Source organism: Micromonospora sp. NPDC048830, assembly GCF_043198215.1.
Classification (GTDB): Bacteria; Actinomycetota; Actinomycetes; order Mycobacteriales; family Micromonosporaceae; genus Micromonospora.
Genome location: NZ_JBICUP010000004.1, coordinates 122352 through 139838 on the forward strand (window position 1 = coordinate 122352; position 17487 = coordinate 139838).

Sequence of the window (17487 nt, forward strand, 5' to 3'; positions counted from 1 at the left end):
CAGTCAACCCGAAGCATTCTCGCTCCGCGCAGCGGGGGCGGGACGAGTGGTTTGGGCTACGGGACGCGACCAGGGTCACTTCGTCCGGACGGGGAGCCCCGCCGGACCGGCGCCCCGGAGCGAGGCGGTGACCGTACGGTCGCTGAGCCACAGGTAGCAGCGGACGCCCCGGTCGCCGACCCGCCAGCGGCCGGCCCCCGGCGGGCGGACCACCACGCCGCTGCGGAAGCGCAGGTCGTCGTCGTCCGGCACGCCGACGTAGCGGGCGAGGACCGAACGGCAGCCGGCGTAGAGCGGAATCCAGTCGGCGTCCCGGGCCGGGTACGGCTTGTCCGGCGCCTTCCACACCCCGACGAACTCGGCGTCGTGCCGGGTCCCGCACGCCACCGGCACCAGCGCCTGCGCCTGCGCCCCCCGAACGGCGGCGGACCGGGTCCGCTGGCAGCCCAGCCGCAGCGCGGAGGTGGGGGACTTCAGGGCGTCCCGCAGGCTGCCGGTGCGGGTCACCACCTTCGCTCCCGCCTCGACCGTGTCGACCTCGACCAGGTCGCAGCGGTACCAACGGGCGCCGGACGCCCACCCCACCTGCGACGGCAACGCCACGGCCAGCCGCAGCCGGCCGGCCCGCCAGTCGTCCCCGAGGTAACCGGCGGCCTGCGCGTCGCAGTCGGCGAACGCGGAGCGCAGCTCCACGGAGTCGGCGGCAGGCGGCCCGCCCCTGCCGGCCCGGAAGATTCCCACGTGCACGGTCTCCACCCGGTGTGCCGCGGCGCAGTCCACCGGCTGGTACGCCGCCAGGGCGACCACCTCGGTGAAGTCGGCGACCTGGCACACCCCGGCGGCCGGGACGAACGGCCCGGCGGGTGCGAGGGCAGCCCAGTCGTCGGTCAGGTCGCCGTCGATCCCCGCGGCGGCGCCGCATCCGGCCAGCGTCACCGCCGCGACCAGGGCCGCGGCCAAAGCGGTCATCGCACGGCGCATCGGGCCTCCCCAGCCACCAGCTCACACGGCGATCCAAGGGTAACCAGAGACGACCTTCCGGTGACAGACCGCGCAGGCAGGCAGAATCCGCCCGCGGTCGGCCGGTCGACCCCGCCGGGTCAGCCGACGACGGCGAGCGGGCTCGGGGTCGGGTCGCCCGCGGTGCCGGGGGCGACCGCGGCCGGGTCGGCGCCCAGCTCGACCACCCGGTTGTCCGCGTCGACGTGCACCACCCGGGGCCGGTACGTCCGCGCCTCCGCGTCGTCCATCTGCCCGTACGAGATGAGGATGACCAGGTCGCCCGGGTGCACGAGGTGGGCGGCGGCACCGTTGATGCCGATCACACCGCTGCCCCGCTCGCCGGGGATCACGTACGTCTCCAGCCGGGCCCCGTTGGTGATGTCCACGATCGCCACCTGCTCGCCGGGGAGCAGGTCGGCGGCGTCGAGCAGGTCCTGGTCGATGGTCACCGAGCCGACGTAGTGCAGGTCTGCCTGGGTCACCGTGGCCCGGTGGATCTTGGACTTGAGCATGGTGCGGTACATGGGGTGCCTTCCGGGAAAAGGGGAGGTCAGGAACGCGGGGCGAGCCGGATCGCCGCGTTGTCGATGAGCCGCGTGTCGCCGACCCAGGCCGCGACCAGCAGCCGGGCCGGACCGGAGACCGGGCCGGGCTCCAGGTCGGGGTCGGTCAGCACGAGATAGTCGAGTTCAGCGCCGGGCGCGCCCGCGCCGAACGCCCGGTGGGCGGCGGCCAGCACCTCGCCGGCGTCCAGCCCCCGGTCGGCGGCCTCCCCGCCGGCCCGCAGCGCGGCCGACAGGCTCAGCGCCGCCTCCCGCTCGTCGGGCGAGAGGTAGCGGTTGCGGCTGGACAGGGCCAGCCCGTCCGGCTCCCGGACCGTCGGCACGCCGACCACCCGCACCGGCACGTCGAGGTCCCGGGCCATCCGCCGCACCAGGGTCAACTGCTGGTAGTCCTTCTCGCCGAAGAAGGCCAGGTCGGGGCGGGTGAGCTGGAACAACTTGAGGACCACGGTCAGCACACCGTGGAAGAAGCCGGGACGGCTCTGCCCCTCCAGGTCCTCGCCGAGCAGGCCCGGGTCGACCCGCACCCGGGGCTCGCCGTCCGGGTACATCTCCTCCCGGCCCGGCGCGAAGACGACGTCCGCCCCGGCCCGCCGGCAGATCTCCAGGTCGTCGGCGAGGGTGCGCGGGTACCGGTCGAAGTCCTCGTTCGGGCCGAACTGGAGCGGGTTGACGAAGATCGTGACCAGCACGTGGTCGGCCTGCTCCCGGGCGGCGCGCAGCAGCGCCTCGTGGCCGGCGTGCAGGGCGCCCATGGTCGTCACCACGCCGACCGTGCCGGTCATGCCGGCGCGCGCCTTCGCCAACTCCTCACGGGTCCGCACCAACTCCGTCACGCTCTACTCACCTCAGTTCGCGACTGCGGGGCTCGCGAAACCGGCTCACTCCTCGCGCTCACGCTCTACTCACCTCAGTTCGCGACTGCGGGGCTCGCGAAACCGGCTCACTCCTCGCGCTCACGCTCTACTCACCTCTCGGTAGGTCCCACCCAGCACGTCCAGCAGCGCCACGGCGTCGCCCGGCCGCAGCCGGCCCGCGGCGATGGCCCGGTCGGCCGTCCGTCTGGCCAACGCCAGGTAGGGGGCCACGGATTCCGGCGCGGTCGCGGCCAGCCGTTCCAGGTGCCTGCGTACGGTGCCCGCGTCGCCCCGGGAGACCGGGCCGGTCAACGCGTCGTCGCCGAGCCGCAGGGCGTTCTCCAGCGCCGCCCGCAGCAACGGGGCGAGCACCTTCTCCGGCTGGGTCACCCCGGCGTCGCGCAGCCGGTCGGCCGCCTCGTTCACCAGGGTGACCAGGTGGTTCGCGCCGTGCGCCAGCGCGGCGTGGTACAGCGGGCGGTCGGTCTCGCCCACCCACTCGGGCACCCCGCCGAGGTCGGCGACCAGCCGGGCGGCGAGCGGACGCAGCTCCACCGGGGCGGTCACCCCGTACGAGATGCCGGCGAGCCGGCCGAGGTCGTCCGGCGTACCGGTGAAGGTCATCGCCGGGTGCAGGGCCAGCGGACGGGCGCCGACGGCGACGGCCGGGGCGAGGACGCCCAGCCCGTGCGCGCCGGAGGTGTGCGCGACGACCCGGCCGGGCCGCAGCGCGCCGGCCTCGGCGAGGCCGGCCACCACCCCGGCGAGCGCGTCGTCGGGCACGGCGATCAGCAGCAGGTCGACGGCCGCCCGGGCCACCTCGGCGGCGGAGCGGTTGCGGGCGCCGGGAAGCAGCAGGGCGAGGCGGGCCGCGGAGGCCCCGGAGCCGCCGGAGGCGGCGACCACCCGGTGGCCGGCGGCGGTGAGCGCGGCGCCCAGCACGGCGCCGACCCGGCCGGCGCCGACGACGCCGACGGTGAGCACGCGGGGAAGGTTGATCGGGGCGCCGGTGCCGGCGCCGCCCGACCGTACGGCGGCCCCGAACGGGGCGGCCGGACGCGGGCGCAGCGGTGCGCTCATGGCGACGATCCAGTCCTCTAGGGGGTACCGGTCGATGGCAAGTATGCGCCGCGGCCACGGAGCCCGAACAAGGATGTGTGAAAACCTTCACCGGCCGGCAGCCCGTAGCGTCGGCTGCGTGACGCACCCTGGATCCGAAGCCGGCCCGATGCGCTGGCGCGACGCGATGGACGGGGCCCTCTACGGGCCGGGCGGGTTCTTCGTCTCCTCCGGCGGACCCGCCGACCACTTCCGGACGAGCGTGCACGCCTCCCCTTTGTTCGCGTCGTGTCTGCTGCGCGTGCTCGCCGCCCTCGATTCCGCCCTCGGGCACCCCGCGCGGCTGGACGTCGTGGACGTCGGGGCGGGGCGGGGTGAGCTGCTGCGGGCGCTGGTCGCGCTCGCCGGGGTGGGGGGTTCCGGGGAGCCCACCCGCTCCGGGCGGTCAGGCTTGATCCCTCCGCGGGCGGGCTCCCCGGAACCCCTGCCACTCGCCCACCGCCTGCGGCTCACGGCCGTCGAGGTCGCCCCCAGGCCGGTGGACCTGCCGCCGGGCATCGGCTGGGTCGCGGAGGTCCCGGCGGGGATCACCGGGCTGCTGCTGGCCACGGAGTGGCTGGACAACGTGCCCCTCGACGTCGCCGTGCCCGCCGAGGACGGCTGGCGGTACGTGCTGGTCGACCCCGCCACCGGCGAGGAGGCGGTGGGCGACCGGGTGAGCGCGGCTGACGCCGGCTGGCTCGCGGCCTGGTGGCCGGGCACCGACGCTCCCACCGTGACCGGGTCGGGTTTCCGGGCAGCCCGGCCGGCGGAGGGATCAAGCCTGACCGCCCGGAGCCGGTCGGGCTGCCCGGAAACGCCCACGGCGACCGGCACACGGGCCGAGATCGGGCGGACCCGCGACGAGGCGTGGGCTGAGGCCGTGGGACACCTCGACCGCGGGCTTGCCCTGGCCGTGGACTACGGGCATCTGCGGGAGGACAGGCCGGTCGGCGGCAGCCTGGCCGGGTACCGGGGCGGGCGGCAGGTGCCGCCCGTACCCGACGGGTCCTGCGACGTGACGGCGCACGTCGCGTTCGACGCCGTCGCCGCGGCCGGGGCGGCGGTCGCCGGGTGCGCGTACACCCTGGTGAGCCAGCGGGAGGCGCTGCGGGCGCTCGGGGCGGACGGCGCTCGGCCGCCGCTGAGCCTGGCCGCCGCCGACCCGGCCGGTTACGTGCGGGCGCTGGCCGCCGCGTCGGCGGTGGCCGAGCTGACCGACCCGGCCGGCCTCGGCGGGCACCGGTGGCTGCTGCAACCGGTCGGCGTCGCCGCCGATGCGCTCATGGCACGATGACGGGCATGACCACGGACGCCGGCGACCTCCGCGAACTGACCGTCGGCACCGGTGCCGGTGGGGAGCAGCTCGGCACCGACATGGTGCTCAACATCGGCCCGCAGCACCCCTCCACGCACGGTGTGCTGCGGCTGCGACTGGTGCTCGACGGGGAGCGCGTGGTCAGCGCCGAACCCGTCGTCGGGTACATGCACCGGGGCGCGGAGAAGCTGTTCGAGGTGCGCGACTACCGGCAGATCATCGTGCTCGCCAACCGGCACGACTGGCTGTCGGCGTTCTCCAGCGAGCTGGGCGTGGTGCTCGCGGTGGAGCGGCTGATGGGCATGGAGGTGCCGGAGCGGGCGGTCTGGCTGCGGATGGCGCTGGCCGAGCTGAACCGGGTGCTCAACCACCTGATGTTCCTCGGCTCGTACCCGCTGGAGATCGGCGCGATCACGCCGGTGTTCTACGCGTTCCGGGAGCGGGAGACCATCCAGGCGGTGCTGGAGGAGGCCTCCGGGGGGCGGGTCCACTACATGTACAACCGGATCGGCGGGCTCAAGGAGGAGGTGCCGGCCGGCTGGACGCGGCGCGCCCGCGCCGCCATCGGCGAGGTACGCCGCCGGATGCCGGACCTGGACAACCTGATCCGGCGCAACGACATCTTCCTGGCCCGTACGGTCGGGGTGGGCGTGCTGTCCGCCGCCGACGCCGCCGCGTTCGGCGCGTCCGGGCCGGTCGCCCGGGCCTCCGGGCTCGACATGGACCTGCGCCGGGACGAGCCGTACCTGGCCTACGACCAGCTCGACGTGCCCGTGGTGACCCGCACCGCCGGGGACTGCCACGCCCGCTTCGAGGTGCTGCTCGACCAGGTGTACGTCTCGCTGGACCTCGCCGAGCGGTGCCTGGAGCGGGTGGACCGGCTCACCGGGCCGGTGAACACCCGGCTGCCGAAGGTGGTGAAGGCCCCCGAGGGGCACACGTACGCCTGGACGGAGAACCCGCTCGGCGTCAACGGCTACTACCTGGTGTCGCGGGGCGAGAAGACCCCGTGGCGGCTCAAGCTGCGCACCGCGTCGTACGCGAACGTGCAGGCCCTGGCCACCCTGCTCCCGGGCTGCCTGGTGCCGGACCTGATCGCCATCCTCGGCTCGATGTTCTTCGTGGTCGGGGACATCGACAAGTAGGCGGGGCGACCCGCTCGGCCCGCCTGCCGTGCGGCGGCCTCGCCGGTCAGCGCCAGCGGTCGGACGAGCGGGCTCCCCCGGCGCGCGGCACCTCGTCGCGCGGCGGGTAGCCGTACCGCTCCTCGTCGGCGCGCTGGTGGCGGCTCGGGCGGCCCCGCTCGGGCTCCGCCGCGCGCCACCGCTCCCCCGACCGGGCGTCGTGCTGGGCCGGCTGGCGCCACTCGGTGGGCACCGGCACGCCGCCTGCGGGCAGCGCCGGCGGGGTGGCTTCGGGCAGCTCCGGCCGGTCGGACCAGGATTCGCCGCCCCACCCCGTACGGCCGCCCTCGTCGTGGCGTCCGCGGTCCCGGCCCGCACCCGGCTCGTCGTGGCGTCCGCGGGCCGGGTCGGCAGCCGGCTCGTCGTGGCGTCCGCGGGCCGGGTCGGCGTCCGGCTCGTTGTGGCGTCCGCGGGCCGGGTCGGCAGCCGGCTCGTTGTGGCGTCCGCGGGCCGGGTCGGTGTCCGGCCAGGAACCGGCCCGGTCCTCGCCGGACCAGTGGCCGGCCTGCTCCCGGCCCGGCCACGGTTCGCCCGGGCCCTGCCAGGAATCGCCCTGCCGGACGGAGGCCCAGCGGTCCTCCACCCGGTACGCCGTCCCGGAGGCGTCCGCGTGCGCCGCGGCCCGGCGCTCGCCGGCCCGAACCTCCCGGCCCCGTTCGTCCTCGCGCACCTCGGCCCAGCGGTCGCCGGCCCGCGCCTGCGACCACTGCCCGGGCCCGGCGGCCTCCCCGCCCGGGTACGGCCGGGCCCGTCCAGCGGGCTCTTCCGCCGGGTACGGCCGGGCCCGTCCGGTGGTGCCGGCGGAGGCCGGCTCGGCCGGCGCACCCCAGGAGCGGTCGGAGCGCCCGGCGTCGGCGGGCTCGTCCCGCTGCTCGGCCCAGCCCGGCTCGTCGATCCGTCCGTGCCTGTCGGGCTGGCCGGAGCGGTCGGGCCAGTCGGCCTGGCCGGGCCAGTCGGCCTCGTTGCGCTGATCGGGCCGGCCCGGCTGGTCGTGCCGGCCGGCCACCCAGCCGTGTTCCTCGCGGCCGTGCTCCTCGCGCCGGCCGGACCAGGCGGGCTCGGGGCGGGCGGGACGCTCGGGCCAGCGGTCGGGGGACGGCTCGGCGCGGGACCGGTCGTGCGGATCGGCGGCGTAGCCGGCCCAGCCGGCCTCGTCCGGCTCCGGCGTCGTCGGGCCGCCCCACGGCCGCTCCTCCGGCGCGGACGACCAGCGGCCGGCGTACCCGCCGCCGTAGAGGCCCACCTCCGGGTCCGGCCCGTCCACCACCGTGTGCCGGGTGGTGACGTGCACGGTCTCGGTGCGCCGGACCACCGGCCGGGGGCCGTGCCCGGCGACCGGCTGGGCGGCACGGGCGTCCGGGTCGGCCGGGCGGGCCGCGCCGTAGACCCCGGGCTGGGCGGAATCGGACCGCCCGTACCGGGGGGCCGGCTGGGGGCGGCGGACCGGGGGCTCGTCGTCCTCGCGGGCCGTCCCGGCCCGGCCGGAGGGCACGTCGTCGACGTCGCGGGAGCGGCCCGCCTCGTCGTACCCCTCGGGGGACGGCACCCGGGCGCGGCCTGCGCCGGCCGGCTCCGCCGACGGGTCCGCGGACTCGCCGGCGATCGTGGCCGCCGTGGCGTCGAGCCGGCGGCGCAGCGCGACGACCTGCTCCTCGATTCGCTGGGACGCGTCGAGCGCCTGGTTGCCGCGCTGGGCGGCGGCGACGATCTCCCCGCGCAACTCCCGGCGCACCTGCTCGATCTCGTCGAGCAGTTCGTCCGCGTCGACGGCACCGCCGCCGCCTGCGCGCAGCGCGATGGACAGGCCGATCAGCACGACGGCGACGATGGCCAGCACGGCGGCGAACCGGAGCGGACCGTTGCCGTCGGCGACCAGCAGGATCAGCGCCGAGACCGGGGCGAACGCCACACCGGTCCAGAAGAGCACGGACAGCAGCCGGGGGTCACGCCTGTCGAGAGCGGAGGCGGGCATGGCTGTGCAGCCTACCGAGAGTTGCGGCCGCTGGAAACGGCGGGCGAACGCCCTGATCCGCAGCGGTCGTCGATTGTGGAGCGATGCCGGTCGCCGGCGGCGCGTGGACCGCCGGCGACCGGCCCGGCGTCAGCTCGCCGCGAGGGCGCCGTCGGACGAGAAGACCAGCCCGACGCTGGCGCTGCCCGTCTTCAGCGCGTTCTTGGTCTGCGGACCACCGGCGTCCAGCGAGCTGAACGAGCCGGCCTTGAAGTCGTAGACCTGGACGAGCCCGGCCTGGCACTTCGGACGCTGCGGGCACTCCGGCGGGCCGGCCAGCACGGTGGCGCTGCCGGAGCACTTGGCGGCCAGCTCGGAGAGCGTGTTCACCCCGTACTTGTCGGCGAAGGCCTTCGTGACGGCGAAGGCGTTCTGGTCCTGCGCGGCGGAGGGCGTCCCGAAGACGATGCCGGCCTTGTCGCCGGCGGCCTTGAGCGCCGCGACCGTCTTGTCCAGCTCGGGCGAGGAGACCGGCTGCGCGTCCTTGCCGTTGGCCTTGGTGTTGAGGAACTCCGCCATGGTCGCCGCGTACTCCGGGACGACCTGGATCTCGCCCTTCTCCAGGGCCGGCTCGTAGAGCTCCCGGTTGCCGATCTGCTGCACCTTGACCTGGTACCCGGCGGCGGTGAGCGTGATCTTGTACAGCTCGGCCAGCGTCTGGCTCTCGCTGAAGTTGCCGGCGCCGACCACGATCGTGCCGCCGGGGCCCTTGGCTACGCCCTGGGTGAGGTTGTTGGCCGTGGCGAACTCCTCGGCGGCGACCTTGGACGTCTTGCGGTCGACGTCGACGGCCTTGTTGAGCCCGATCAGCTTCGTGGTGTCCAGCGCCGCGGAGACCTTGTCCAGCGCCGCGAGCAGCTCCGGCTTGGCCACCTTGGCGTTGACCGCCGGGAGGATGTTGTCGGTGTTCTGCAGTTTCTTGTCGTCGGTCAGGACGACCAGTTGGTCGCCTGCCACCGGGGCGCAGCCGGCCCCCGAGGCGGCCTGCTGGGGCGCCTCGGTGCCGGAGGAGCCGGCGTCCCCGCAGCCGGTGAGGACACCCGCCGCGGCGAGGGCGCCGATCGCGCCGATCGCCAGCCGTGTACGTGCGCGCATGGGTCGAGCCCGCCTTCCGTGTCCCGGCGCGACCCCTCCGGGCCGGCCGCGTGTCCGACGGGCGATTCGGTGTTTTCGATCGCCCGTGATCTCTCACCCAACATCCTGCACGAGGGGCGGACAACTCAAGGCGGCCATTGTCACCAGATCGTCACACCGCCCCGGTACGGGCGGCGCTCAGCTCCCGGGGACGGCGGCGGCGCGCCGATTCGCCCGGCGCCGGACCGGGCGCAACGGGCGCGGGGTGACCAGGCGCTCGACCAGGGCGAGGACCAGCTCGACCAGCACCGCCAGCCCGGCCACCAGCACGCCGCCGGCGATGATCTGCCCGCCGCCGGCGGCGATGTCCAGCCCGAAGCCGGCCCGGATGATCTGGCCGAGCCCGCCGCCGTTGACGAACGAGGCCAGCGCGGCCGTCGCCACCACCTGCACGGTCGCGGTGCGGAAGCCGGCGGCCAGGTACGGCACGGCCAGCGGCAGCTCCACCCGGCGCAGCACCTGCCCGCCGGAGAGGCCCATCCCGCGCGCCGCGTCCCGGGCCTCCGGGTCGGCCTGGCGCACCCCCGTGTACGCGTTGGCCAGCAGCGGCGGCACCGCGAAGACCGCCAGCGCGACCACCACCGAGGAGCGGCCGAAGCCGAGGAAGGTCAGCGGCAGGATGGTCAGCAGCGCCAGGGTCGGCACGGCGAGGGTGACGTTGGACACCAGCACGACCAGCCCGCCGCCCCGGCCGGTGTGCCCGAGCCACAGGCCGACCGGCCAGGCCACCAGGCAGCCGAGCAGCACGGCGGCGGCCGACATGGCCAGGTGCTCGCCGAGCCGGTCCAGGATGCCGCCCGGATTGGTCCAGTTCAGCGGGTCGTTGAGCCAGAGCACCGCCTGGCCTACCGGGTTGCTCACCGGGCCCTCCCGCGCAGCCAGGGGGTGACCGCCCGACCCAGCCCGGCCAGGAGCAGGTCGAGGGCCAGGGCGAGCAGGACGCAGAGCAGTGTGCCGGTCATGATCTCGGCCTTGTAGAAGTTGTTCTGGAAGCCGGCGAAGATGAGCTGGCCGAGACCGCCCCGGCCGACCACCACTCCGACCGTCACCAGCGCGACGGTCGACACGGTGGCCAGCCGCAGCCCGGTCAGCACACCGGGCAGGGCCAGCGGCAGCTCGACCCGGAACAGCTGGCCCCAGCGGCCGTACCCCATCCCCTCGGCGGCCTCCCGGACCTCGGGGGGCACCTGGGCGAGCCCGGCGAGCACGTTGCGGACGATCACCAGCAGCGCGTACAGCACCACCACGCTGAGCACGGTCAGCGCCCCGATGCCCAGGTACGGCGCGAGGAAGGCGAACAGCGCCAGCGACGGGACCGTGTACAGCACTCCGGTGAGTGCGAGAATCGGGCCGGCGAGCGAGCGGTACCAGTGGGCCGCCACGGCCAGCGGCAGGGCCACCAGCGCGGCGATCAGCACGGCCCGGGCGGTCAGCCAGGCGTGGTCGCGCAGCGCGGCGAGGATCGTGTCAGAGTTGTCCCGCACGTACTGCCAGGAGAACCACGGGTTACCCGGGTCGGCCCGGTAGCTCAGGCGGAAGGACATGCGTGGACGTTACCTTGGAAACCCCCGGCGCCGCCGAACTCGACGGCGCGCATCCGGGTGCGGCGTCGATCACCCTCGAGGGCGTCGGCAAGCGGTACCCGGACGGCACCGAGGCGGTCCGGGAGCTGAGCCTGGAGGTCCGGGCGGGTGAGCTGGTGGTGCTCATCGGCCCGTCCGGCTGCGGCAAGTCGACGGTGCTCCGGATGATCAACCGGCTGGTCGAGCCGAGCGGCGGCCGGATCCTGCTGGGCGACGAGGACGTGACCCGGGTCGACCCCGTCGCGCTGCGCCGCCGGATCGGGTACGTGATCCAGAACGTCGGCCTGTTCCCCCACCAGACCGTCCTCGCCAACGTCGGCACGGTGCCCCGCCTGCTCGGCTGGTCGCGCGACCGGGTCCGCGGCCGCGCGGCGGAACTGCTGGAACTGGTCGGGCTCGACCCGGGGCAGTTCGGCCGGCGCTACCCGCACGAACTGTCGGGCGGGCAGCGGCAGCGGGTCGGGGTGGCCCGGGCGCTCGCCGCCGACCCGGTGGTGCTGCTCATGGACGAGCCGTTCTCGGCCGTCGACCCGATCGTGCGGACCCGGCTGCAGGAGGAGTTCCTGCGGCTCCAGGCCGAGGTGCGCAAGACGATCGTGCTGGTCACCCACGACCTGGACGAGGCGGTCCGGCTCGGCGACCGGATCGCCGTGCTCTCCGAGGGCGGCCGGCTGGAGCAGTACGACAGCCCGGCGGCCGTGCTCGGCACGCCCGCCTCGGGGTTCGTCCGGCAGTTCGTGGGCGCGGACCGGGGCATCCGGGCGCTCGCGGTGACCCCGGTCACCGCGGAGGCGCTGGACCCGGTGCCCGCCGACCCGGCCGGGCTGCCGGAGGTCACGCTGGGCTCCTCGGCGTACGACGCGCTGGCCGTGATGCTGACCTCGGGGGCGGACCGCGTGCTGGTCACCGCCGACGGGCGGGCGGCGGGGCTGCTCACCCGGGAACGCGCGCTCGCCCCGGCCCGGCGCCAGGACTGACGACGGTAGGTCTCGGTCCGCCGCGGGGGCGGCGTTCGCCGGGCAGCCGAGCCGCAGGGAAGGGGCGGCCCGTCAGGCCCGGCCCCCGAGGCTGGCCGTGCCGATGATCCAACCGGAGAGGAAGCCGTAGCCGGCGCCGGTGGCGGCGGCCTGCACCGCGCCGAGCAGCGACGGGTCCGGCCCGAGCAGCGTGCCGAGCAGCGCGGCCAGTCCGGCGGCCAGCACGTACGCGCCCCAGCCGGAGAAGAACTGGCTGAGCGAGCCCTGCACCCGGGCGACCTGCCCGGCGGGCAGTACGTAGAGCAGGGCGGCGGTGAGGATCACCAGCAGGATGGCCCGCAGGTCGGTGGCGAGCACGCCCGAGTCGCCGGAGCCGAGCCGCCAGGCGGGCCAGGCGAGCAGCCGCAGGAACCAGCCGCCGGCCGAGTTCGGGTCGGTGGCGTCCTCGGCCCACCCGACGTACAGGGGGCTGCCGCAGACGCCGACGAGCACCAGCGCCGCCAGCGTGCCGGTGCCGGCCGCGGTCCCGTACCGGCTGACCGCGCCGTTGGTGAGAGCCATGCGGCGCCCAGTTCCCGGCGCGGGCCGGCGGGCAAACCTACGAACCGTCACGGTCGGGGCTCGTCAGCGCTGCATCAGGTAGTCGATGAACTTGGCCCGCAGCAGCGGCGCCGACTCCTCGTAGCCGTGGCCGGTGAGTTCCCGCCACAGCGCCGCCGCCTCGTCGACGGTCGGGCCGACCGAGTTCGGCGCGCCGTCCAGCGCGGCGGCCTCGTCGGCGTTCGGCAGGTGCCGCAGGACCGACCAGAAGAACCGGACGTCGTGGCGCTCCCGGGCCAGCGCGAACGCCCGTTCCCGCAACTCCTCGGTGGACAGCGCGTCGAGCTCGTCGAACGTGGTCCCGCCCGGACCGGTGGAAGGTGTCTCGGTCATGTCGCCGAGCCTAACCGGCGAGATCACCACCGGCGCGCCGGACGCGGGCGCGTCGGTCTCAGCGGTCGCCGCCGTCCCAGCGCGGCGGGCGGGTCTCCCACCGGGACGCGTCCCACGGGTCGGTGGGGGTGTCGTCGGGGCGGACGGGCAGGGCGGGCGGCCAGTCGTCCAGCTTCGTCGGCCGGGGCACCGACCAGCCTGAGCCGAGGGTGGAGTCGGCGAGGGCCGGGGGCTCCGGGTCGGCGCCCGCCGGCCGGGGCCGCCCGTACGCCTCGACCAGCCGGGTGACCAGCAGTCCCACGCCGAGTGCGGCGCCGCCGACCGCCCACCGGCTCACCGCCCAGCCCTCGACGTGCGCCCAGGCGAACACGACGCCGACCAGGCTCACCGCGAGCAGGGTGCCGAAGATCCCGCCACGCCGGCCGTACGCGCTGGTGCCGGCGAGCAGCGCGGTGCCGACCGCCAGCACCGTCCAGTCCAGGCCGTCGCCGGGGCCGACCGTGTCCCTGCCGTTGGTGGCGACGAGGATCCCGGCCAGCGCGGCGAGCACGGTGGACACGACGCAGGCGAGCGTGGCCACCGTCGCCGCCACCGCGCCCCGCCGGCGGGCCGGGTCGGCCACCGGCCGGAACCGGCCGACCAGCCGACGTACCGGCCGGATCGCCCCGAACAGCCCGCCGAGGACCGCCACGGCGGCGAAGCCCGCGAAGAGGTAGAACGTGCTGCCCCGCGGGTCGTACCCGCTCTGCACCAGGACCGGCTCGGAGCGGGGCCCGATGTACACCACGACCCCGGCCGCCCCGGCCAGGCTGGCCGCCCAGCCCGGCACGTGCAGGACGGTCACCGCGAGCCCCAGGGCCAGGCCCCCCACGGCGGCCACCGCGGCGGCCTGGCCGAGCGCCAGCGCCACGCCCCGGTCGCCCTGCTCTGCGCAGTGCAGCGCGGCGGCGACCATCACCGGTCCGATCGCCAGGTTCACCGCGGCGGTCCGCAGGCTCAGCCCGGCGGCCAGGGCGAGCAGCCCCAGCGCCACCACGTCCACCAGCAGAACCCGCAGGCCGGGATCGCCCAGCACGGCCGGGTCCGCCTGCCAGAGCAGCCAGATCAGCACGGCCAGGCCGGCGGCCAGCACCACCTCCCAGACCACGTGCACGGCCAGCCGGTCCCGCCCCGGCTCACCGTGGGCGGGGTCGTCGAAGACGTTCTCCAGTACCGCCGCGGGCACCCCTGACGAGGGCTCCACCGGGGCGTGCCGGCCCGGATCGTCGTACCCCATGACGCGCGCCCTCCCCAGGTACGGCCGCGACCGGTCCGCCCGGGGCGGACCGGTCGCGGCCGTTGGTCACCGGTCGCCAGGCACGGTACCCCCGCGCCGCGATCGGCGTAACCCCCGTGATCAACGCTGGCCGGGTCGGCTCTCCCGGTGGTCGGGCTCGCGCTCGTCCTCCGGCCGCTCCGGCACCCGGCAGGACCGCTCCAGCCACAGCGCGGCGGCCACCAGCGCGAGGGAGGCGAGCAGGCTCGCCCCGGCGGCCGGGCGGTCCGTCGCCGCGGCCTGGGTGGGCTCGATGAGCAGCCACCCGGTCAGCCCGGCGGAGAAGCCGGCGAAGATCGCGCCGGCCAGGGCGGACGCCTTGGCCAGCACCACGAACCGGGCCACCATCAGCGGGTTGACCGGGTCGCGACCCGGCCGGCGCTCGATCCGGCCCCGCGTGTTGACCGCGGCGTACCCCTCGAGCACGGCCAGCACGGCGAGGGTGATCACCGGCAGCCAGGGCAGCCGGGGGAACTCCCGGTACGTGCTGCTGATGAGCAGCCAGGCCACGGCGGCGGCGGCCAGGCCGGCGACGACCAGCGTGGAGATCCGGGTGGGGCCCATCCTGAACCGGTCGTGGTCCGTTCCGCGTGGGGACTGCGCCTGGGTCATGCCGGCCGGCTCCACTGGCTCATGCCGACGACTCTAACGCCAGATCGGGCCGCGGGCTCAGTTCCAGCGCGTCGCCGGCCACCGGTTCGGCGTTCAGCAGATCGGTCAGCCAGCCATGGCCGGGCAGCCGCCCGTACGGCTGGATGTCGATCCAGGGCCGCAGCACGAAGGCCCGCAGGTGTGCCCGGGGGTGCGGCAGGGTCAGCTCGGGGCCGTCGCGGAGCACCGGCTCCCCGGCGTCGTCCCAGACCGCCACGACGTCGACGTCCAGGGTGCGGGGGCCGAACCGGCGGGCCGGATCGCGCTCGCGTCCGGCCCGGCGTTCGGCGGCCCGGGCCCGCTCCAGCCAGTCTTCGGGCGCCGCCGCCGGGTCCTCGACCAGCGCCACCGCGTTCAGGTACGCGGGCTGGTCGGCGTCGCCCCACGGCGGGGTCTCGTAGACACCGGAGACCAGCAGCACGGCGTCGCCGAGCCCGGCCACGGCCGTCCGGAGGTGGGCGTGCCGGTCCCCGAGATTGCTGCCGAGGGAGAGCAGGGCGCGGGTCACCAGGCACCCCCGTTACCGGGGGTCTGCTGCCTGGGGCCGGCCGCCCGCTCGCCGGTCTCGACCCGGCTGCGGGTCATGGTGACCGCCACGTCGGTGAAGGCGTGCGGGACCGGGGCCTCGGGCTTGTGCACGGTGATCGTCGCGCGCGCCACCCGTGGGTCGGCCAGGCAGACCGCCAGGAGCCGGTCGGCGAGCGTCTCGATGAGGTTGACCGGTTCCCCGGTCACCACCGCCACCAGCCGCTCCGCCAGTTCCCCGTAGTGCACGGTGTCGGCCACCTCGTCGGAGCGGGCGGCCGGCGTGAGGTCCAGCTCGAGGACGGCGTCGACCACGAACTCCTGGCCCCGCTCGCGCTCGAAGTCGTAGACGCCGTGCCGCCCGTGCGCCCGCAGGCCCGTCAGCGTGATCCGGTCGGTCATCGATTCTGTTCCTTTCCCACCAGCTGGGTGGCGACCAGTCGCGGGCTACCGCTGGCCCGCCAGACGGCCAGCGCGTCGACGGTGCCGAGGACGTCGTGCACGCGTACCCCCCAGGCGCCCGCCGCCACCGCGAGCAGGCTCGTGGCGGCGGTGGCCGCCTCCCGGCCGCCGGCCGGCCGGGGATGCCCGTCCGCGTCGGCCAGCAGCTGGCCGAGGTACGACTTGCGGCTGGCGGCGAACAGCAGCGGGAAGCCGAGTTCCAGCAGCTCGGGCAGACGCGTGCTGAGCTGCCAGTTGTGCTCGGCGGTCTTGGCGAAGCCGAGGCCCGGGTCGATCACGATCCGGTCGGGGGCCACCCCGACTGTCAGGGCCGCCTCGACCCGCTGGGCCAGCTCGGCCTTCACGTCGGCGACCACGTCGGTGTAGGTGGCCAGCTCGCGCATCCCGCGCGAATGCCCCCGCCAGTGCATCAGCACCCAGGGGCAGCCGGCGTCGCGGACCACCCGGGCCATGTCCGGGTCGGCCAGGCCGCCGGAGACGTCGTTGACCACGGCGGCACCGGCCGCGAGGGCCGCCTCCGCCACCCGCGCCCGGGTGGTGTCGATGCTGACGGTGACCTCGGCGGCGGCCAGTTCCCGGATCACCGGCAGCACCCGGGCCGCCTCGGTCTCCGCGTCCACCCGGTCCGCGCCGGGACGGGTCGACTCGCCCCCGACGTCAACCAGGTGCGCGCCCTCCGCCCGGAGTCGCACCCCGTGTGCGACGGCCGCGTCGAGATCGGCGTACCGACCGCCGTCGGAGAACGAGTCGGGCGTGACGTTGAGGATGCCCATCACCACCGGGCCCTGCGCCCGTACCAGATCGGTCACGACTGCACCGTACCGGTCCGACGGGCGGCTCTCGGCGGCCCGGTCGCAACGTCCCGCAGCGACCCTGACATGCACATTGGAACAGGTGTACGATCGGTCGCCGAGGTCGTTCCCGGTCGACTCTTCGCGGCTTGTCGCAAAGGAGGGCGGCCCGTACCCTTTGGAATTGCCCAGCAGCGAGACGGCGAAGCCTGGAGGGAGGGCCGAAGCGGGAAAAATCCCCCCAAAGCTCACCACCCTCCGTGGTGGGCGCCGAACGCAGGGTTGCGTACCTTGCGCAGAGTGAGCATCATCCCGCCAGGCTTGCCTACTGCACCGCCGCGGCTCCGCCGGCCGCGATTGGGGAGGTTCCAGTGATCGCCATCGAGCTCATGGAGGCGGCGTCGTCCGGCGCCATCCACGCGCTCCACGCCCTGGCGTCGACTCCACTCGCCGAGCCCGCGCCCAAGGGCATCGACACCAACGGGGTCGTCACGTTCTTCGCGAGCAAGATCGCCCCGATCCTGCTCGCCGTGCTCGGCGTCATCTTCATCGGCCGGGCCAGCCGGGGCGAGATCTCCAAGGTGCTGACCAGTTCCGCGATCGCGATCGTCGGCCTGGCCTTCATCGCGGGAGCGGCCACGCTCTTCTTCGTCGGCGACTACCTGATCAACCTGATCTTCGAGTAGGCACGGGCAGAGATGCGGCTGCGGACCGACGACGACATCTACCGGGCCCGCCTGGTCTATCTCGGGCCGCCCGGCTACACCCTGCCCGTCCACCTGCCGTACGCCCAGTACGGCCTGTTCATGCTGCTCGTGCCCCTCTACATGTTCATCCACTGGCTGCTCACGCTGAAGGTCGAGCTGTTCCCGGCCTGGGAGATCGCGCTCGCCATCGTGAGCACCTCGTTCATCTTCCGGCACGTCGACCCGGACCGGCCCGCGCGCATGGTGATCCGCACCGCGCTGACCGACTGGCGACGGACCCGGGAGCCGGCCGCCGAGCTGCGCGATCCGCGCCTGGTGGCGAGCCGGATCAGGATCCGGGAGGAACTGGCATGACCGGGCGTACCCCGACCGGGCG

Annotated in this window: 20 protein-coding genes; 5 read left to right on the forward strand and 15 right to left on the reverse strand. The window is 75.3% G+C overall.

The window, feature by feature from the left end:
• Positions 1 to 75: 75 nt before the first annotated feature.
• The 4 genes from ACGFIZ_RS05910 to ACGFIZ_RS05925 form a co-directional block, all read right to left on the reverse strand.
• Complete coding sequence (locus ACGFIZ_RS05910) at positions 76 to 981, reverse strand: septum formation family protein (RefSeq protein ID WP_393416256.1); 906 nt, start codon at positions 979 to 981, stop codon at positions 76 to 78.
• A 119-nt stretch (positions 982 to 1100) separates the two neighbouring features.
• Complete coding sequence (gene panD / locus ACGFIZ_RS05915) at positions 1101 to 1526, reverse strand: aspartate 1-decarboxylase (RefSeq protein ID WP_393416258.1); 426 nt, start codon at positions 1524 to 1526, stop codon at positions 1101 to 1103.
• A gap of 26 nt (positions 1527 to 1552) precedes the next feature.
• A complete protein-coding gene (gene panC, locus ACGFIZ_RS05920) occupies positions 1553 to 2401 on the reverse strand; it encodes a pantoate--beta-alanine ligase (protein WP_393416260.1) in 849 nt (282 codons plus the stop codon).
• A gap of 120 nt (positions 2402 to 2521) precedes the next feature.
• Complete coding sequence (locus ACGFIZ_RS05925; protein ID WP_393416262.1) at positions 2522 to 3502, reverse strand: Rossmann-like and DUF2520 domain-containing protein; 981 nt, start codon at positions 3500 to 3502, stop codon at positions 2522 to 2524.
• Between the two features lie 148 nt (positions 3503 to 3650).
• On the opposite strand from ACGFIZ_RS05925, the gene ACGFIZ_RS05930 reads away from it, so the two are divergent.
• Complete coding sequence (locus tag ACGFIZ_RS05930) at positions 3651 to 4817, forward strand: SAM-dependent methyltransferase (protein WP_393416454.1); 1167 nt, start codon at positions 3651 to 3653, stop codon at positions 4815 to 4817.
• Entirely contained in the window at positions 4814 to 5983 is a 1170-nt protein-coding gene (locus ACGFIZ_RS05935) for an NADH-quinone oxidoreductase subunit D (protein ID WP_393416264.1), read from the forward strand. Before ACGFIZ_RS05930 ends, ACGFIZ_RS05935 begins: the two co-directional genes overlap by 4 nt.
• Before the next feature lie 46 nt (positions 5984 to 6029).
• Here ACGFIZ_RS05935 and ACGFIZ_RS05940 read toward each other — a convergent pair whose 3' ends face one another.
• The 4 genes from ACGFIZ_RS05940 to ACGFIZ_RS05955 all read right to left on the reverse strand — a co-directional run bounded on the left by ACGFIZ_RS05940 (position 6030) and on the right by ACGFIZ_RS05955 (position 10711).
• Positions 6030 to 7994, reverse strand: coding sequence for a hypothetical protein (locus ACGFIZ_RS05940; RefSeq protein WP_393416266.1), 1965 nt, complete (start codon positions 7992 to 7994; stop codon positions 6030 to 6032).
• Positions 7995 to 8123: 129 nt separating this feature from the next.
• Positions 8124 to 9128, reverse strand: a complete 1005-nt coding sequence (locus ACGFIZ_RS05945) for a glycine betaine ABC transporter substrate-binding protein (RefSeq protein ID WP_393416268.1) — start codon at positions 9126 to 9128, stop codon at positions 8124 to 8126.
• A gap of 177 nt (positions 9129 to 9305) precedes the next feature.
• Complete coding sequence (locus ACGFIZ_RS05950; RefSeq protein ID WP_393416270.1) at positions 9306 to 10028, reverse strand: ABC transporter permease; 723 nt, start codon at positions 10026 to 10028, stop codon at positions 9306 to 9308.
• On the reverse strand, positions 10025 to 10711 hold the full coding sequence (locus ACGFIZ_RS05955; protein ID WP_393416271.1) for an ABC transporter permease: 687 nt from the start codon (positions 10709 to 10711) through the stop codon (positions 10025 to 10027). The genes ACGFIZ_RS05950 and ACGFIZ_RS05955 overlap by 4 nt, the downstream gene beginning before the upstream one ends.
• A 2-nt stretch (positions 10712 to 10713) precedes the next feature.
• Between ACGFIZ_RS05955 and ACGFIZ_RS05960 the strand changes: the two genes are divergently transcribed.
• On the forward strand, positions 10714 to 11727 hold the full coding sequence (locus tag ACGFIZ_RS05960) for an ABC transporter ATP-binding protein (protein ID WP_393416273.1): 1014 nt from the start codon (positions 10714 to 10716) through the stop codon (positions 11725 to 11727).
• Between the two features lie 72 nt (positions 11728 to 11799).
• Here ACGFIZ_RS05960 and ACGFIZ_RS05965 read toward each other — a convergent pair whose 3' ends face one another.
• From ACGFIZ_RS05965 to folP, 7 genes are all read right to left on the reverse strand, one after another.
• Entirely contained in the window at positions 11800 to 12288 is a 489-nt protein-coding gene (locus ACGFIZ_RS05965; protein ID WP_393416275.1) for a hypothetical protein, read from the reverse strand.
• 63 nt (positions 12289 to 12351) lie between these two features.
• On the reverse strand, positions 12352 to 12660 hold the full coding sequence (locus tag ACGFIZ_RS05970; protein WP_347666798.1) for a hypothetical protein: 309 nt from the start codon (positions 12658 to 12660) through the stop codon (positions 12352 to 12354).
• Positions 12661 to 12718: 58 nt separating this feature from the next.
• The gene (locus tag ACGFIZ_RS05975) at positions 12719 to 13936 is read right to left on the reverse strand and encodes an ABC transporter permease (protein WP_393416277.1); all 1218 of its coding nucleotides are present in this window, start codon (positions 13934 to 13936) and stop codon (positions 12719 to 12721) included.
• A gap of 120 nt (positions 13937 to 14056) precedes the next feature.
• On the reverse strand, positions 14057 to 14587 hold the full coding sequence (locus ACGFIZ_RS05980; RefSeq protein WP_393416279.1) for a DUF3180 domain-containing protein: 531 nt from the start codon (positions 14585 to 14587) through the stop codon (positions 14057 to 14059).
• Between the two features lie 19 nt (positions 14588 to 14606).
• Positions 14607 to 15134: a 2-amino-4-hydroxy-6-hydroxymethyldihydropteridine diphosphokinase gene (gene folK / locus ACGFIZ_RS05985; protein WP_393416281.1), complete on the reverse strand. Its 528-nt coding sequence runs from the start codon at positions 15132 to 15134 to the stop codon at positions 14607 to 14609.
• Complete coding sequence (folB, locus tag ACGFIZ_RS05990; RefSeq protein WP_393416283.1) at positions 15131 to 15553, reverse strand: dihydroneopterin aldolase; 423 nt, start codon at positions 15551 to 15553, stop codon at positions 15131 to 15133. The genes folK and folB overlap by 4 nt, the downstream gene beginning before the upstream one ends.
• A complete protein-coding gene (gene folP / locus ACGFIZ_RS05995; RefSeq protein WP_393416285.1) occupies positions 15550 to 16422 on the reverse strand; it encodes a dihydropteroate synthase in 873 nt (290 codons plus the stop codon). Before folP ends, folB begins: the two co-directional genes overlap by 4 nt.
• Positions 16423 to 16775: 353 nt before the next feature.
• On the opposite strand from folP, the gene ACGFIZ_RS06000 reads away from it, so the two are divergent.
• Together ACGFIZ_RS06000 and ACGFIZ_RS06005 are read left to right on the forward strand one after the other, a co-directional pair.
• On the forward strand, positions 16776 to 17090 hold the full coding sequence (locus tag ACGFIZ_RS06000) for a hypothetical protein (RefSeq protein WP_393416287.1): 315 nt from the start codon (positions 16776 to 16778) through the stop codon (positions 17088 to 17090).
• 12 nt (positions 17091 to 17102) lie between these two features.
• Positions 17103 to 17465, forward strand: a complete 363-nt coding sequence (locus ACGFIZ_RS06005) for a hypothetical protein (RefSeq protein ID WP_393416289.1) — start codon at positions 17103 to 17105, stop codon at positions 17463 to 17465.
• Positions 17466 to 17487 lie beyond the last annotated feature (22 nt).

Excerpts from the sequence above, each read along its gene's own strand:
- ACGFIZ_RS05910 (WP_393416256.1), bottom strand. The coding sequence starts at position 981 with ATGCGCCGTGCGATGACCGCTTTGGCCGCGGCCCTGGTCGCGGCGGTG.
- panD (WP_393416258.1), bottom strand. The coding sequence starts at position 1,526 with ATGTACCGCACCATGCTCAAGTCCAAGATCCACCGGGCCACGGTGACC.
- ACGFIZ_RS05925 (WP_393416262.1), bottom strand. The coding sequence starts at position 3,502 with ATGAGCGCACCGCTGCGCCCGCGTCCGGCCGCCCCGTTCGGGGCCGCC.
- ACGFIZ_RS05930 (WP_393416454.1), top strand. The coding sequence starts at position 3,651 with ATGCGCTGGCGCGACGCGATGGACGGGGCCCTCTACGGGCCGGGCGGG.
- ACGFIZ_RS05935 (WP_393416264.1), top strand. The coding sequence starts at position 4,814 with ATGACGGGCATGACCACGGACGCCGGCGACCTCCGCGAACTGACCGTC.
- ACGFIZ_RS05940 (WP_393416266.1), bottom strand. The coding sequence starts at position 7,994 with ATGCCCGCCTCCGCTCTCGACAGGCGTGACCCCCGGCTGCTGTCCGTG.
- ACGFIZ_RS05945 (WP_393416268.1), bottom strand. The coding sequence starts at position 9,128 with ATGCGCGCACGTACACGGCTGGCGATCGGCGCGATCGGCGCCCTCGCC.
- ACGFIZ_RS05955 (WP_393416271.1), bottom strand. The coding sequence starts at position 10,711 with ATGTCCTTCCGCCTGAGCTACCGGGCCGACCCGGGTAACCCGTGGTTC.
- ACGFIZ_RS05965 (WP_393416275.1), bottom strand. The coding sequence starts at position 12,288 with ATGGCTCTCACCAACGGCGCGGTCAGCCGGTACGGGACCGCGGCCGGC.
- ACGFIZ_RS05970 (WP_347666798.1), bottom strand. The coding sequence starts at position 12,660 with ATGACCGAGACACCTTCCACCGGTCCGGGCGGGACCACGTTCGACGAG.
- ACGFIZ_RS05975 (WP_393416277.1), bottom strand. The coding sequence starts at position 13,936 with ATGGGGTACGACGATCCGGGCCGGCACGCCCCGGTGGAGCCCTCGTCA.
- ACGFIZ_RS05980 (WP_393416279.1), bottom strand. The coding sequence starts at position 14,587 with ATGACCCAGGCGCAGTCCCCACGCGGAACGGACCACGACCGGTTCAGG.
- folB (WP_393416283.1), bottom strand. The coding sequence starts at position 15,553 with ATGACCGACCGGATCACGCTGACGGGCCTGCGGGCGCACGGGCGGCAC.
- ACGFIZ_RS06005 (WP_393416289.1), top strand. The coding sequence starts at position 17,103 with ATGCGGCTGCGGACCGACGACGACATCTACCGGGCCCGCCTGGTCTAT.